Annotated in this window: 8 protein-coding genes; 5 read left to right on the top strand and 3 right to left on the bottom strand. The window is 71.1% G+C overall.

Annotated features, from left to right (window positions below):
- The 3 genes from BM051_RS18795 to BM051_RS18785 are packed head-to-tail and all read right to left on the bottom strand — an operon-like array spanning nucleotide 1 to nucleotide 3693.
- Nucleotides 1-921, bottom strand: a complete 921-nt coding sequence (locus BM051_RS18795; protein WP_092531777.1) for a carbohydrate ABC transporter permease — start codon at nucleotides 919-921, stop codon at nucleotides 1-3.
- 10 nt (nucleotides 922-931) lie between these two features.
- Entirely contained in the window at nucleotides 932-2215 is a 1284-nt protein-coding gene (locus BM051_RS18790) for an ABC transporter substrate-binding protein (protein ID WP_166677614.1), read from the bottom strand.
- Nucleotides 2216-2229: 14 nt separating this feature from the next.
- Entirely contained in the window at nucleotides 2230-3693 is a 1464-nt protein-coding gene (locus tag BM051_RS18785; RefSeq protein WP_092531771.1) for a glycoside hydrolase family 16 protein, read from the bottom strand.
- Between the two features lie 540 nt (nucleotides 3694-4233).
- On the opposite strand from BM051_RS18785, the gene gltB reads away from it, so the two are divergent.
- The 5 genes from gltB to BM051_RS18760 all read left to right on the top strand — a co-directional run bounded on the left by gltB (nucleotide 4234) and on the right by BM051_RS18760 (nucleotide 14969).
- On the top strand, nucleotides 4234-8805 hold the full coding sequence (gltB, locus tag BM051_RS18780; RefSeq protein ID WP_092532166.1) for a glutamate synthase large subunit: 4572 nt from the start codon (nucleotides 4234-4236) through the stop codon (nucleotides 8803-8805).
- Nucleotides 8806-8994: 189 nt separating this feature from the next.
- Complete coding sequence (locus tag BM051_RS18775; RefSeq protein WP_092531768.1) at nucleotides 8995-10503, top strand: glutamate synthase subunit beta; 1509 nt, start codon at nucleotides 8995-8997, stop codon at nucleotides 10501-10503.
- Between the two features lie 534 nt (nucleotides 10504-11037).
- Nucleotides 11038-11970 (top strand): trypsin-like serine peptidase, encoded by a 933-nt coding sequence (locus BM051_RS18770; RefSeq protein WP_092531765.1) that lies wholly within the window; start codon nucleotides 11038-11040, stop codon nucleotides 11968-11970.
- Between the two features lie 564 nt (nucleotides 11971-12534).
- Nucleotides 12535-13506: a trypsin-like serine peptidase gene (locus BM051_RS18765; RefSeq protein ID WP_092531762.1), complete on the top strand. Its 972-nt coding sequence runs from the start codon at nucleotides 12535-12537 to the stop codon at nucleotides 13504-13506.
- A 71-nt stretch (nucleotides 13507-13577) separates the two neighbouring features.
- Nucleotides 13578-14969 carry a class II 3-deoxy-7-phosphoheptulonate synthase gene (locus BM051_RS18760; RefSeq protein WP_166677615.1) on the top strand — a complete coding sequence of 464 codons (1392 nt, stop codon included), beginning with the start codon at nucleotides 13578-13580 and terminating at the stop codon, nucleotides 14967-14969.
- Nucleotides 14970-14999 lie beyond the last annotated feature (30 nt).

The following is a 14999-nucleotide window of genomic DNA, read 5'->3' as shown; positions in this document are numbered from 1 at the left end:
TCACTCCGCCGACCGGATCCGCCGGACCAGCGCGAAGTTGATCAACGCGATCAGCACGGTGAGCAGGAACAGGCTCCACGCGATCGCGGCGCCGTAGCCGTACTGCCCGTTGGCCCAGAACTGCTGGTACAGGTAGAGCACGACGGTCTGGAACTGGCGCTGCGCACCGCCGTTGCTGTTGCGGGTGGTGTCGAACAGGTACGGCTCGGCGAACAGTTGCAACGCGCCGATCGTGGACACGATCACCGTGAAGATGATCGTCGGCCGCAGGCTCGGGATCGTGATGTGCCAGAACTGCCGCCACCGGCTCGCGCCATCGATCGACGCCGACTCGTACCACTCGTAGGGCACGGTCTGCATCGCCGCGAGGTAGATCAGCGCGTTGTAACCGGTCCAGTGCCAGGTGACCATCACCGACACCGCGACCCACGACGACAGCGTTCCGGCCCGCCAGTCGATCGGCTGCTCCACCAGCGGCTGGAGCACCCAGTTCAGCAGGCCGAAGTCGCGGGCGAAGATCTGGTTGAAGATCAGCGCGACCGCGGCCACCGAGGTGATGTAGGGGACCAGCACGCCCATCCGCAGGAACAGCCGGCCGCGCAGCCGGCAGTTCAGCAGGTGCGCGATGCCCAGCGCCAGCAGCAGTTGCGGCACGGTGGACAGCAGCCCGATCCCGAACGTGTTGACCAGCGCGTTGTGGAAGTTGTCGTCGCCGAGCAGGGCCCGGTAGTTGTCCAGCCCGACGGAGACGTCCTCGCTGCCCGCCCTGCGCGGGTTCCACGCCGTGGTCGAGATGTACGCGGTGTAGGCCAGCGGCAGCAGGCCGAACACCGCGAACAACCCGAAGAACGGCGCGACGTACAGGTAGGGCGAGGCCCGGACGTCCAGCCGGTGCAGCCGGGTACGCAGTGCCTGGCTCATGCGGCCCGGCCTACCCCGTCCCCGCCGCCGACTCGATGTCACTCATCACCTGCCGCCACGCGGCCTCCGGGTCGGCGCCCTGCTCGACGCTGTTCAGCGCGTCGGAGAAGGCGTTGCCGATGACCCCGCTCTGCGGCCCGGTCACCTGCACCGGGGCGTTCTCCAGCGACGCGGGAAAGATCCTGCCGGCCGGCGCACCGTTGAAGAACTCCGGCGCGTAGTCGGCCACCTCGGGCCGTGTCCACGTGCTCCGCTGGCTGGGGAAGTTGCCGAGCTCCCGGAAGATCGTCACCGCTTGCTCCGGTGCGGTCAGCCACGTCGCGAGCCTCACCGCGGCCTCGACGTTCTCGCCCCCGGCCGGCACGGTGACGTAGGAGCCGCCCCAGTTGCCGGAGCCGCCGGGGATGGTGGCGATGTCCCACGTGCCCCGGGTCTCCGGGGCATTGCCCTGGATGTAGCCCATCATCCAGGCGGGGCAGGTCACCGTGGCGAACTGGCCCTGCTGGAAGCCGGTGTTCCACTCCGGGGAGAACTCGGCCAGCGCGGCCGACTGGCCCTCCCGGATCGCCGAGACGGTCAGGTCCCACGCCGCCCGCACCGCGGGGTTGCGCTCGACGATGAGCTCGCCGGCGGCGTCGTAGAACGTCTCCGACTCGTTGCCGAGGACGCCGAGGAAGACGTGGCCACCGGTGTCGAACCACTTCACCCCGTCCGGGGCGGAGGCGAGGAACCGCTGGCCGGTGTCGACGTAGTCCCGCCAGGTCGGCCACAGCGCGGACACCGCGTCCCGGTCGGTGGGCAGGCCGGCCTGCTCGAACAGGTCCGTGCGGTAGCACACCGCCAGCCCGCCGACGTCGGTCGGCAGCCCGATCAGGGTCTGCCCGTCCGGCGTGGACGCCCGCTGGAGCACCGCGGGTGTCCACTGTGCTGTGTCCACGCCCTCGGCGGTGAAGTCGACGAACTCGTCCGGCTGCCCGGTGAACCCGGCGATCTGGCCGACCTCGATCAGCTCGATGTCGGCGGCGCCGCTACCGGCGGTGAGCCGAGCCTGCAGGTTCTGGTGGTGGGTGCTGTAGTCGCCGCGGTTCTCCACGATCCGCACCCCGGGGTTGAGCCGCTCGTACTCGTCGTAGAGCGTCCGGTTGTCCGGAAGGGAGAAGTTGTCGCCGAAGACGTTGATCGTGAGCGTGGTGGTGCCGTCCTCGGCGGGGTCACCACCACCGCACGCGGTGAGCAGCAGCGCGGTGGCGGCGAGCAGTGCCGTCTTTCGGGCCGCCTCGGGGGTTCTGCGCACGGGACCCTCCTGGGTTATCGGGCGAAGGTGAACCAGTTGACGTTGACGAAGTCGGCCGGCTGGCCGCTGCGAAAGGTCAGGTAGACGTCGTGCACGCCGGTGATGTCACCGATGTTGGCGGGCACGGTGCGCCAGCTCTGCCAGCCGTCGGTGTCGGCGATGGCGAAGCTGCCCACCGGCGGGTTGCTCCGACTGTCCAGCCGCACCTCGACCAGGCCGCTCACCCCGCCGGCCGCGCCGGAGGCGACCCTGGCCTGGAACTGGCGGGCGGGGGTGCCGCCGAAGTCGACGCCGCGGTAGAGCGCCCAGTCGCCGTCGGAGACCGCGCCGAGGTGCCGGCCGCCACCGGTGTCGGAGGTGTCGCCGAGCGAGGCGCCGGACTGCTGGTGGTAGCTCTCCGCCTGGATGGTGGAGTAGGCGCTGACGCCGCCGCCCGGCGGCGGGTCGCCGGGGTCTCCACTACCGGCGCGGCTCCACACCGCCACGTAGTCGACCACCATCGGATGCCCCGGTACGGTCGCCGCGGTGGGCGTGCGGAAGCCGGCGACACCGTCCGGGAACGCTCCGCCGATGGCGACGTTGAGCAGGATGAAGTAACCGGCGTGGCTGGTCATGTTCCGCCAGGTGTCGGCGGGCAGCTGGCCCTGGCTGACGCCGTGGAACTGCTGGCCGTCGACGTACCAGCGGAGTTGGTTGGGGGAGACGCTGGTGTCCCACTCGAAACGGTAGGTGTGGAAGTTCCCCGGACAGGGCGACCCGGGGCAGGAGCGGCTGGCGCCGATGCCGTTGTTCTCGTGGCACGGACCGCCCGGGCTCACTCCACAGTGGAGAACGCCCCACACGCTGTTCAACCCGTTGACGTTCTCCATGACGTCGAACTCACCGATGCCCGGCCAGTTCCAGTAGTTGCCGCGGTAGGGCGAGCCGAGCGCCCAGAACGCCGGCCAGTAGCCGAGCGCGGCCTGCCCGGTGACGTTCGGCAGCCGCAGCCGGCTCTCGATCCGCAGCACCCCGCCCGCCGGTGGCGTGAAGTCCGCGCGGCGGGTCTCGATCCGCGCCGACGTCCAGTTGCCGGCGCCGTCCCGGCGCGGGGTGATCCGCAGGTTGCCGGTGCCGTCGAGGCTGATGTTGGCCGGGTCGTCGGTGTGCCGGGCGATCTCCCCGGTGCCCCAGTTGGCCGGGCCGCCGGGATAGTTGTGGCCGAGGTCGAAGATCCAGTTGTTGGCCGAGGGCAGGGTGCCGGCCGCGCCGGCGAAGTCGTCGGCCCACTGGAGGGTCCAGCCCGGCGGGGTGGGCGGGACCGACGCGTGGGCGGGCGCGGTGAGCGGGACCGCGACCAGCAGCGCCGCGCCGGCACCCCCGAGCAGCCGCCGCCAGCGGCGACCACGGCGGGTGTCCGCGGTCAGCCGAGGCCGGTCGGGGGTGCCCGCCCGACCTCGGCTGGTCAGGGGACGGGTGTGCGGGGTGGGGACGGGCATGGCGGTGACCTCCTTGTCACGGCCCGGCTGGGTGCCGAGGACCCGACGTGCGTCGGGTGCCAGCGGTGCGGCGTTCCTCCACGAGGCCCGGTGTGCGGCTACCGGGAGTGATGGGCGCCACAAGATTTGCCGCGACTCATGGAAGCGCTCTCACACGCCGATGTCAATGGGCCGTTCGTCGGAAGGGGGTGCGCGGCGGGGCCGGGTCGGATCATCGGGAGCCGCTAAGCCGGTAGGGACCGATCAGACCGAAGGCGGCCGGTCGCCGCAGGTCGCACGCCCGGCGCGAGACAGCTGCCGTCGATCTCCTTGATATAGTGGACAGATCAACCAGTTGCTATGCTTGGCAGCTCGGACCACCGCACCCCATTAGATACGACGTCGTCGTCGGCTGCCAGATCGTTACGGTTTTCGCGCGGAAACCCTCGTTCGAGCAGGTGCTGCCCTGTTTCCCGGGTGTTAAAGTCGCGCTCACGAGCGGGCCATCGTCGTCCCGTGCGCAGCACCACCGAGCACGAGATGACGACGTGGGAGGTCTCGATGATCTTCTCCGCCACGCCCGGCCGGCACGGCCTCTACGACCCCAGCACCGAGCAGGACTCCTGCGGCGTCGCCATGGTCGCCGACGTCCGGGGCCGCCGCTCGCACGGCATCGTCTCCGACGGGCTGACCGCGCTGACGAACCTGGACCACCGCGGCGCCGCCGGGGCCGAGCCGACCAGCGGCGACGGCGCCGGCATCCTGCTGCAGCTGCCCGACGAGCTGCTGCGCGCGCGGGTGCCGTTCGCGCTGCCGGAGCCCGACGAGCGGGGCCGGCACCGCTACGCGGCCGGCATGGCGTTCCTGCCGGTCGACCCCGACCACCGCCGCGCGGCGGTGGAGCTGGTCGAGCGGCTGGCCGCCGAGGAGTCGCTCGAGGTACTCGGCTGGCGGGACGTGCCGGTCGACCCGGACGCCGCCGGCATCGGGCCGACCGCCCGGTCGGTGATGCCGCACTTCGCGATGCTCCTCGCCGCCGGCCGGCCGGACGCCGAGGGCCACCGGCCCGCGGGACTGGAGCTGGATCGGCTGGCGTTCTGCCTGCGCAAGCGGGTCGAGCACGCCACGCCGCCCGGCGGCGAGGGCGTCTACTTCCCCTCGCTGTCCGCGCGCACCCTCGTCTACAAGGGCATGCTCACCCCCGAGCAACTCCCGAGGTTCTTCCCCGACCTCACCGACTCGAGGCTGACCAGCGCCATCGCGCTGGTGCACAGCCGGTTCTCGACGAACACCTTCCCGTCGTGGCCGCTGGCGCACCCGTTCCGGTTCGTCGCGCACAACGGCGAGATCAACACGATCCGCGGCAACCGCAACCGCATGCGGGCCAGGGAGGCGCTGCTGTCCTCGCCGCTCATTCCCGGCGACGTCACCCGGCTCTACCCGATGTGCTCACCGGACGCGTCCGACTCGGCGTCGTTCGACGAGGTGCTCGAGCTGCTGCACCTCGGCGGGCGCTCGCTGCCGCACGCGGTGCTGATGATGATCCCGGAGGCGTGGGAGAAGCACGCCACGATGGACCCGGCGCACCGGGCGTTCTACCAGTTCCACGCCAGCCTGATGGAGCCGTGGGACGGGCCGGCCTGCGTCACCTTCACCGACGGCGCGCTGGTCGGCGCGGTGCTCGACCGCAACGGCCTGCGCCCGGCCCGCTGGTGGCGGACCGCCGACGACAGGGTGGTGCTGGCCAGTGAGGCCGGTGTGCTGGACATCCCGCCGGCCGAGGTGGTCGCCAAGGGCCGGCTCAAGCCGGGTCGGATGTTCCTGGTGGACACCGAGGCCGGACGGATCGTCGACGACGACGAGGTCAAGTCGGAGCTCGCCGCCGAGCACCCCTACGGCGACTGGGTGCACGCCGGGCTGCTGTCGCTGTCCGACCTGCCCGACCGTGACCACATCGTCCAGCCGCACGCCTCGGTGCTGCGTCGGCAGATCTGCTTCGGCTACACCGAGGAGGAGCTGAAGATCCTGCTCGCGCCGATGGCCGCCAACGGCGCCGAGCCGATCGGGTCGATGGGCACCGACACCCCGCCGGCGCCGCTGTCCCAGCGGTCCCGACTGCTGTACGACTACTTCAAGCAGAACTTCGCCCAGGTGACCAACCCACCGCTGGACGCGATCCGCGAGGAGCTGGTCACCTCGATGAGCCGGATCATGGGTCCCGAGCAGAACCTGCTGGAGCCGGGGCCGGCGTCCTGCCGGCACATCCAGCTGCCCTACCCGGTGATCGACAACGACGAGCTGGCGAAGCTGATCCACATCAACGACGATGGCGACCTGCCCGGCTTCGCCTGTACCGTCCTCTCTGGGCTGTACGAGGTGGACGGTGGTGCGAAGGCGCTGGCCGAGGCGGTCGAGCGGGTGCGCCGGGAGGCGTCGGCCGCGATCGCCGCCGGGGCGCGCACCCTGGTGCTCTCCGACCGCGACTCCGACCACCGGATGGCGCCGATCCCGTCGCTGCTGCTGGTGTCGGCGGTGCACCACCACCTGGTGCGCACCAAGGAGCGGCTGCGGGTCGCGCTCGTGGTGGAGACCGGCGACGCCCGCGAGGTGCACCACATCGCGCTGCTGCTCGGCTACGGCGCGGCCGCGGTGAACCCGTACCTGGCGTTCGAGACGATCGAGGACCTGATCGCGCAGGGCGCCATCACCGGCATCGAGCCGACCACGGCCGTCCGCAACTACGTGCGGGCGCTGGTCAAGGGCGTCCTGAAGATCATGTCCAAGATGGGCATCTCCACCGTCGGCGCCTACACGGCGGCGCAGGCGTTCGAGGCGTTCGGTCTGGCCCAGGACCTGCTCGACGAGTACTTCACCGGCACCACGTCCAAGCTGGGCGGGGTCGACCTCGACGTGCTCGCCGAGGAGGTCGCGCTGCGGCACCGGCGGGCCTACCCGGACAACCCGACCTCGAGGGTGCACCGCGGCCTGGAGACCGGTGGCGAGTACGCCTACCGCCGCGAGGGTGAGCTGCACCTGTTCACCCCGGAGACGGTGTTCCTGCTCCAGCACGCCAGCAAGACCCGGCGGGAGGAGGCGTACCGGGCCTACACCGAGGAGGTGCACCGGCTCAACCGCGCCGGTGGCGCGCTGCGCGGGATGTTCTCCTTCCGCGAGGGTGCGCGCGAGCCGATCCCGGTGGAGGAGGTCGAGTCCGTGGAGTCGATCTGCCGCCGGTTCAACACCGGGGCCATGTCCTACGGCTCGATCTCCGCCGAGGCGCACGAGACCCTCGCCGTCGCGATGAACCGGATCGGCGGGCGGTCCAACACCGGTGAGGGCGGCGAGGACGCCGACCGGCTGTACGACCCGGAGCGGCGCAGCGCGATCAAGCAGGTCGCGAGTGGGCGGTTCGGGGTGACCAGCGAGTACCTGGTCAACGCCGACGACGTCCAGATCAAGATGGCGCAGGGCGCCAAGCCCGGTGAGGGCGGCCAGCTCCCGCCGAACAAGGTGTACCCGTGGATCGCCAGGACCCGGCACTCCACGCCGGGCGTCGGACTGATCTCGCCGCCGCCGCACCACGACATCTACTCCATCGAGGACCTCGCGCAGCTCATCCACGACCTCAAGAACGCCAACGAGCGGGCCCGCGTCCACGTGAAGCTGGTCAGTTCGCTGGGTGTGGGCACGGTCGCCGCGGGGGTGTCCAAGGCGCACGCCGACGTGGTGCTGATCTCCGGGCACGACGGCGGCACCGGCGCCTCGCCGCTGAACTCGCTCAAGCACGCCGGAACGCCGTGGGAGATCGGGCTGGCCGAGACGCAGCAGACGTTGCTGCTCAACGGTTTGCGCGATCGGATCACGGTGCAGGTGGACGGCGCGTTGAAGACCGGGCGGGACGTGGTGGTCGCCGCGCTGCTCGGCGCCGAGGAGTACGGCTTCGCCACCGCACCGCTGGTGGTCGCCGGCTGCGTGATGATGCGGGTGTGCCACCTGGACACCTGCCCGGTGGGCATCGCCACGCAGAACCCCGATCTGCGCCAGCGCTACACCGGCCAGGCCGAGCACGTGGTCAACTACTTCCGGTTCGTCGCGCAGGAGGTGCGCGAGCTGCTGGCCTCGCTCGGGTTCCGATCGCTGGACGAGGCGATCGGGCGGGCCGACGTGCTCGACGTCGACGAGGCCGTGGAGCACTGGAAGGCGCACGGGCTCGACCTCGCACCGGTCTTCGCGATGCCGACCGACACCCCGTACGGCGGAGCGCGGCGCAAGGTGCGGGAGCAGGACCACGGGCTCGAGCACGCGCTGGACCGCACCCTCATCCAGCTCGCGGAGGCGGCGCTGGAGGACGCCCATCCGGTGCGGCTGGAGCTGCCGGTGCGCAACGTGAACCGCACCGTGGGCACGCTGCTCGGATCCGAGATCACCCGCCGGTTCGGCAGCGCCGGGCTGCCCGACGACACGATCCGGATCACCCTCACCGGCTCGGCGGGGCAGTCGCTGGGCGCGTTCCTGCCCCCCGGCGTCACGCTGGACCTGGCCGGCGACGCCAACGACTACGTCGGCAAGGGCCTGTCCGGCGGGCGGATCGTCGTGCGCCCGCACCCGGACGCGCCGTTCGCCGCGGAGCAGCAGGTGATCGCCGGCAACACCATCGCCTACGGCGCCACGTCCGGGGAGATGTTCATCCGCGGGCAGGTGGGCGAGCGGTTCTGCGTGCGCAACTCGGGTGCGCTGGTCGTGGCCGAGGGTGTCGGCGACCACGCGTTCGAGTACATGACCGGCGGTCGGGCCGTGGTGCTCGGGCCGACCGGCCGCAACGTCGCGGCGGGCATGTCCGGCGGGATCGCCTACGTGCTCGACCTCGATCCGGCGCAGGTCAACACCGAGATGGTGGACCTGATGGCGCCGGAGGCCGAGGACCTGGCGTGGCTGAAGGACGTCGTGCGGCGCCACCACGAGGAGACGCGCTCGGCGGTGGCGGCCTCCCTGCTCGGCGACTGGCCGCGCCGGTCGGCGTCGATCACCAAGGTGATGCCGCGGGACTACGCGCGGGTGCTGGCCGCGGCGCGCGCCGCGCGGGCGGCCGGCCGCGACGTGGACGAGGCGATGATGGAGGCAGCCCGTGGCTGACACTTGCGGAGCTTGCGGAGCGACGGCCACGGGTGCCGACCGGGTGCGGGTGTCCCGCAAGACACAGGAGGCAGCCCGTGGCTGACACTTGCGGAGCTTGCGGAGCGACGGCCACGGGTGCCGACCGGGTGCGGCGGTGCTCGTGCGGGGCACCCGCGCCCGGGCCACGCAAGACACAGGAGGCAGCCCGTGGCTGATCCGACCGGCTTCCTGAAGCATCCTCGTCGCGAGCCGCCGAAGCGGCCCGAGGACGAGCGAGTGCACGACTGGCACGAGGTGTATCGCGAGCTCGATCCGGCCGAGCGGGACGAGACGGTGCGGGTGCAGGCCAGCCGCTGCATGGACTGCGGCATCCCGTTCTGCCATTCCGGGTCGGCGGGTTGCCCGCTGGGCAACCTCATTCCGGAGTGGAACGACCTGGTGCGCCGCGGCGACTGGGCGGCGGCGGGGGAGCGGCTGCACGCCACCAACAACTTCCCCGAGTTCACCGGGAAGCTCTGCCCCGCGCCGTGCGAGGCCGGCTGCGTGCTGTCGATCTCGCCGGACGTCGGTGGGCCGGTGTCGATCAAGTGGGTCGAGGCCACGATCGCGGACAGGTCGTGGGAGACCGGGGCGGCGCGCCCGCAGCACGCGGCGGTGTCCACCGGGCAGCGGGTGGCCGTGGTCGGCTCGGGCCCGGCCGGGCTGGCCGCGGCGCAGCAGCTCACCCGCGCCGGGCACGAGGTGACCGTGTTCGAGCGGGACGACCGGTTGGGTGGCCTGCTGCGGTACGGCATTCCCGAGTTCAAGATGGAGAAGAAGGCGCTCGACCGGCGGCTGGCGCAGCTGCGGGAGGAGGGCACCACGTTCGTCACCGGGTGCGAGGTCGGGGTGGACATCACCGTGCCGGAGCTGTGGGAGCGGTTCGACGCGGTGGTGCTCGCCGTCGGCGCGCTGCGCGGTCGGGACGACCGGATCACGCCGGGCCGGGAGCTGGCCGGCATCCACCTGGCGATGGAGCACCTGGTGCCGGCGAACCGGGCCTGCGAGGGTGACGGGCCGCCGGACATCGACGCGGCGGGCAAGCACGTGGTGATCATCGGCGGCGGCGACACCGGTGCCGACTGCTACGGCACGGCGATCCGGCAGGGCGCGCTGTCGGTGACGCAGCTCGACCAGTACTCGCAGCCGCCGACCAGCAGGGACGACGAGCGCTCGCCGTGGCCGACGTGGCCGTACATCCTGCGGACCTATCCGGTGCACGAGGAGACCGGGGAGCGGAAGTTCGCGGTGGCGGTGCGCCGCTTCCTCGGGGACGGCGAAGGGCGCGTGCGGGCCCTCGAGCTGCAGCGGGTGCGGGTGCGCAAGGACCCGGCCACCGGGCGCCGCGAGGTCATCCCGGTGAGCGACGAGGTGGAGGAGCTGCCGGCGGACCTCGTGCTGCTGGCGATCGGCTTCGAGGGCGTGGAGCACATGACGTTGCTGGACGACCTCGGGTTGCCGCTGAGCCCGCGGGGCACCGTGCCGTGCGGCCAGGACTGGCAGACCTCCGCCCCTGGCGTCTTCGTCTGCGGCGACGCGCACCGCGGCGCGTCGCTGGTGGTGTGGGCGATCGCCGAGGGCCGCTCGGTGGCGCGCGCGGTGGACGAGTACCTGACCGGGGCGTCGGAGCTGCCGGCGCCGGTGCACCCCACCGCGCTGCCGCTCGCCGTGGTCTGACGCCGGTATCACCGGAGGCGCCCGCAACGGTGGATCGCGCGACACCCGCGGGGTGAGCAGTACGGTGGCGCACTCGTGCCGAACGCCTGTCGTGTGGCCGGGTGAGGCGCGAGCCTCCTCGATGGTCCTTGCTCGGCCTCGTCGATTGTCTGGGGAACAGCGGTGTGCTGCCGATGATCCGCCACGCCGCGACGCCGCTCGAAAACGACCGGACGAAGCGGATTCTGGCGCACCCTCGGTACGTAGCCGCGGCGTTGTCCTGTTCGAACTGACAGCGGAACGGCGAGAACGGGCGTGGGGCGGCACAAAGTAGAGGTTGCCCCAGTCGATCGTCGAGCCACACTTTCGGGTGAGCTGTGATCCAAGTCACATACATACGAGGTTTGATGGAGTGTGGCTGGCGGTAATTACGCGAGACATATCCAATTGACGGACAGTAATGACACCGACGCGGTAAGTGCCCTAGTTGGAGACAGAAGTGCACCCTTCCTGCTCACCCGCCAGCAGGTGGGTGCCGGCGGGAAGTGAGGCGTCATGGAGCGAGGAGTCCGGCGATCGGCAGTGATCACGGCCGTGGCCGCAGTGTTGTCGGTGGTCTGCGTCGTTCCCGTGGCGGCGCGATCGGTGCCCGACTCGGACGCGGTGCATGCTGTGTCGACCCCGGCCGAGGTGGTCACCGAATACTGGACGCCGGAGCGGATGCGGGCGGCGGAGCCGATGGAGCGGAGGGTCGCCGAGGACGAGGCCGCCCCGGTGGACGGCTTCCCGCCGGACCTCAATTCCGAGGCGGTGGTCACCGGCGAGGAGTGGACCAACAACGGTCTGGTCGCCAAGACCACCGGCCGCGTGTTCTTCACCTTCGACGGGCGCGACAGCTCGTGCAGTGGCAGCGCGGTGAAAAGCGACAACGGCAGTGTGGTGATCACCGCCGGGCACTGCGTGATGTACCAGGGGAGTTGGCACAAGAATTGGCTGTTCGTGCCGGGCTACTCGGACGGGAACGCTCCCTTCGGTGAATGGCCGGCCCGGCTCACGATGGTTACACCGCAGTGGGAGGCCAACGAGAACCTCACCTACGACATCGGCGCCGGCGTGGTGGAGCAGGTCGACGGCCGCAAGCTCACCGACGCCGTCGGCGGCCAGGAGATCGCGTTCAACCAGCAGCGCAACCAGCGGATGTACTCCTTCGGCTACCCCGCGACCGGTCAGTACGACGGCAGTGCGTTGATCTACTGCAGCGGCCCCACCTTCGTGGATGTGGTGCTCACCCAGGACCACGGCATGCGGTGCGGCATGACCGGTGGTTCCAGCGGTGGCCCGTGGTTCCTCGAGTTCGACGAGGAGTCCGGCACCGGGAAGGTGGCCTCGGTGAACAGTTTCTACTACTGGTTCCTGCCAGGCTTCCTCTTCGGGCCGTATTTCGGCGCTGAGGCCCAGGCACTGTACAACCGCGCGCAGTCCGCCTAGCCGAAAAGCTCCTGGGCGTTCACGCGGTCGTGGGCGGCGGTGACGGGTTGGGCGAGGATGTGGTGGGCGGTGCGCCGGGGGTGGGTGGATCCGTTCGCGCTCGGAGCTCCGGCTGGGTACGGCCGAGGTGATCGCCCTCGTCGTGGACGCCGGGCAGTACGGCGATCGCGCTGGACTCGTCGATCAGGAACTGGTGCGGGCGTCCTGTGCGGACAGCGACCGCCGCGCCCTCTGCTGCCGGCGAGCGCGGGTTCTTCCACGGTGGCGGGCCTCGCCGCGTCGCCGTGTTGCGGGTGATCCGGAGGCGCCAGTGCCCATGGCCGCGCCGCGAACGTCCGGGTGAGCAGCCGACGCGTCCGTGTCCGGTCCGGTTCCCGACCTTGAGCGGCCGTGCTCGCGCGCCGACTCAGGGTGGTGGTCCACTCGGCCCTCCCCGCGCCGCCACTTGGCTGATTGCCAGAAGGTAACCGTCTCCTTACTGTCGGTTTCTGCCCCGAGATCGGCGGATCGACATCCCTGCGACCAGGCCGGCGCGGGGGCGGCGCCGGCCGGAAGTGAGGCGTCATGAGGCGAGCAGCCCTGCGGTCGGCACTGATCACGGCCGCCACCGGTGTACTGACGGCAGCGTTCGCCCTCCCGGCGGTGGCCCAGTCGCCGGTGGCGGGTTCCGCCGAGGCGCCGGCCGTACACCCGGCGCCGGCCGCAGCCGAGGCGGTCGCGAAGTACTGGACGCCGGAGCGGATGCGCTCCGCGGTGCCCATGCAACGGCTCCTCGGCGCCCGCACCGCCCCGACCGGGTCCGCACCGGTGGCCGACGGCGCGGCCGCGGCCGTCCCGCCGGTGAGCCCGCTGGCGTTTCCCACCACCGGGGCCGACTGGACCGGTGGCGGCGCGGTCGCCAAGACCGCCGGCCGGGTGTTCTTCACCTTCGGCGGCCGGAACGCCTCGTGCAGCGGTAACGCCGTGACCAGCGCGAACCGCAGCGTGGTCATCACCGCCGGGCACTGCGTGAAGTACCAGGGAAGCTGGCACACGAACTGGGTGTTCGTGCCCGGCTACGCGGGCGGCAACGCCCCCTTCGGGGAATGGCCGGCGCGGGCCACGCTGACGACGCCGCAGTGGGAGGCCAGCGAGGACATCAACTACGACATCGCGGCCGCCGTGGTGGGCCAGCGCGACGGGCGCAGCCTCACCGACGTGGTCGGCAGCCAGGGCATCGCGTTCAACCAGCCGCGCAACCAGAACATGTACGCCTTCGGCTACCCCGCCGCCGCGCCCTACGACGGCAGCAAGCTGGTCTACTGCAGCGGGCGCACGTTCACCGACTTCCTGCTCACCCGGGACCACGGGATGGGCTGCGGCATGACCGGCGGGTCCAGCGGCGGCCCCTGGTTCCTCAACTTCGACGAGGCGACCGGCACCGGGACGGTGGCCTCGGTGAACAGCTTCGGCTACAAGTTCCTGCCGGGCAACCTCTACGGCCCGTACTTCGGCCCGGAGGCCAAGGCGCTGTACGACCGGGCGCAGGCCGCCTGAGCCACTGCCCGGACAGTGGGAGGCCGCTCCCACTGTCCGGGCGACGGGCGCGGCAGCCTATCCTGAGTGCCGTGAACTGGACTGTGGACGTCCCCGTCGACGCTCTTCCCCAGCTGCCCCCGCTGCCACCCGAGCTGCGCAGGCGGCTGGACGAAGCGCTGGCCCTGCCCGCGGCCCAGCAACCGGAGTGGCCCGACCCCGAGGCGACTCGTCGTGTCCGCACGGTGCTGGAGAGCGTGCCGCCGATCACCGTGCCCGCCGAGATCGACCGGCTGCGGCGGCGACTGGCCATGGTGGCCCGCGGTGAGGCGTTCCTGCTGCAGGGTGGCGACTGCGCGGAGACGTTCGAGTCCAACACCGAGCCGCACATTCGCGCCAACCTGCGCACCTTGCTGCAGATGGCGGTGGTGCTCACCTACGGGGCCAGCCTGCCCGTGGTGAAGGTCGGCCGGATCGCCGGCCAGTACGCCAAGCCGCGGTCCAACAGCACCGACGCGCTCGGGCTGCCGGTCTACCGGGGCGACATCGTCAACTCGCTGGTGGCGAAGCCGGAGCTGCGGGTGCCGGACCCGGGGCGGATGATCCGGGCGTACGCCAACTCGGGCGCGGCGATGAACCTGGTGCGGGCGCTCACCGGCGCCGGCATGGCGGACCTGGCGCAGGTGCACGACTGGAACAAGGACTTCGTGCGGACCTCGCCGGCGGGTGAGCGGTACGAGGCGCTGGCCGGTGAGATCGACCGCGGCCTGCGGTTCATGTCCGCGTGCGGGGTCACGGACACGTCGCTGCACACCACCGAGATCTTCTCCAGTCACGAGGCGCTGCTGCTCGACTACGAGCGGGCCATGCTGCGCCTGGACAACGCCGACGCGACCAACCCGAAGCTGTACAACCTGTCGTCGCACTTCCTGTGGATCGGTGAGCGCACCCGTCAGCTCGACGGCGCGCACATCGCGTTCGCCGAGCTCCTGGCCAACCCGATCGGGCTCAAGATCGGCCCGACCACCACGCCCGAACAGGCGGTGGAGTACGTCGAGCGGCTGGATCCGCGCAATGAGCCGGGGCGGCTCACGCTGATCTCCCGGATGGGCAACGGCAAGGTTCGCGAGGTGCTGCCGCCGATCGTGGAGAAGGTGGAGAGCTCGGGGCACAAGGTCATCTGGCAGTGCGACCCGATGCACGGCAACACCCACGAGTCGTCCACCGGATACAAGACACGGCACTTCGACCGGATCGTGGACGAGGTGCAGGGCTTCTTCGAGGTGCACAGGAAGCTGGGCAGCTACCCTGGTGGGATCCACGTGGAGCTGACCGGTGAGGATGTGACCGAGTGCCTCGGTGGGGCACAGGACATCTCCGACCTGGACCTGTCCGGCCGCTACGAGACGGCCTGCGACCCCCGGCTGAACACGCAGCAGTCGCTGGAGCTGGCGTTCCTCGTCGCCGAGATGCTGCGCGGCTAGGTTTCGCCGTGGGCGCCTCGTCCGGCACGG

This window comes from Amycolatopsis arida, from assembly GCF_900115565.1.
GTDB classification, from domain to species: Bacteria; Actinomycetota; Actinomycetes; order Mycobacteriales; family Pseudonocardiaceae; genus Yuhushiella; species Yuhushiella arida.
The sequence above is the reverse complement of the archived record's forward strand: the minus strand, read 5'-3'. Positions and strand labels throughout refer to the sequence as shown.

What these genes read in the sequence shown, in the direction of transcription:
- BM051_RS18795 (WP_092531777.1), bottom strand. Translation starts at nt 921, where the DNA reads ATGAGCCAGGCACTGCGTACCCGGCTGCACCGGCTGGACGTCCGGGCC.
- BM051_RS18785 (WP_092531771.1), bottom strand. Translation starts at nt 3,693, where the DNA reads ATGCCCGTCCCCACCCCGCACACCCGTCCCCTGACCAGCCGAGGTCGG.
- gltB (WP_092532166.1), top strand. Translation starts at nt 4,234, where the DNA reads ATGATCTTCTCCGCCACGCCCGGCCGGCACGGCCTCTACGACCCCAGC.
- BM051_RS18770 (WP_092531765.1), top strand. Translation starts at nt 11,038, where the DNA reads ATGGAGCGAGGAGTCCGGCGATCGGCAGTGATCACGGCCGTGGCCGCA.
- BM051_RS18765 (WP_092531762.1), top strand. Translation starts at nt 12,535, where the DNA reads ATGAGGCGAGCAGCCCTGCGGTCGGCACTGATCACGGCCGCCACCGGT.